The organism is Actinomadura logoneensis, assembly GCF_003428695.1.
GTDB classification, from domain to species: domain Bacteria; phylum Actinomycetota; class Actinomycetes; order Streptosporangiales; family Streptosporangiaceae; genus Spirillospora; species Spirillospora logoneensis.
Window position 1 is genome coordinate 1 of the sequence record NZ_QURH01000397.1, and the last position, 732, is coordinate 732.

At 76.1% G+C, this 732-nt stretch carries 1 protein-coding gene; it reads left to right on the top strand.

Annotated features, from left to right (window positions below):
- Positions 1 to 188 precede the first annotated feature (188 nt).
- Complete coding sequence (locus DZF91_RS22935; protein WP_117359471.1) at positions 189 to 629, top strand: roadblock/LC7 domain-containing protein; 441 nt, start codon at positions 189 to 191, stop codon at positions 627 to 629.
- Positions 630 to 732 lie beyond the last annotated feature (103 nt).

The window sequence follows — 732 nt, forward strand, 5'->3', positions numbered from 1 at the left end:
GCCCGGTCCGCGTCCGGCGCGCGTGCGCCGCGGACCGGACCCGCCGCACCGCGGACCGATCCCGCGGCGGCGCCGGACACCGAGGCGGCGCGGACCCGCGCCGCAGGACGTGAGGACGCGAAACCACACGCCGCTCCCGCAGGCCCCCCGGAACCGACCACTCCATCCGACCAGGAGGACCAGATCCCATGACACAAGCCCAACAGGCCGGTGGTGCGGCGGCAGGCGAGCTGAACTGGTTGCTCGACAACCTGGTGCAGCGCGTCCCGCAGGTGCAGAACGCCGTGGTGCTGTCCAGCGACGGGCTGCGCATGGCGTCGTCCAGCGGGCTCGCCCGCGAGGACTCCGAGCACATGTCGGCGGTCGCGGCGAGCTTCCAGAGCCTCGCCCGCGGCGCGGGGGAGACCTTCGGCGGCGGCGCCGTCCGGCAGACCATCGTGGAGATGGAGAACTCGTTCCTCATCATCTCGGCGGCCGGGCACGGCGCGTGCCTGGCCGTGCTGGCGGACGCCGGGGCCGACCTCGGCGTCATCGCCTACGAGATGGCGATGCTGGTGACCCGGGTGGGCCAGCACCTGTCGGCCGACCCGCGCTCGGCCGTCTCGGCCGGACAGCAGGGCGGCGCCTAGCCATGGCACCGCCCGAGCAGCCGTCCGGGCCCGGCATGGGCGGGCCCGGGGACGACGCGTTCGCGGACGCCGGGGAGCGGTCCGCCGCCCCCGGCGAGGCGGC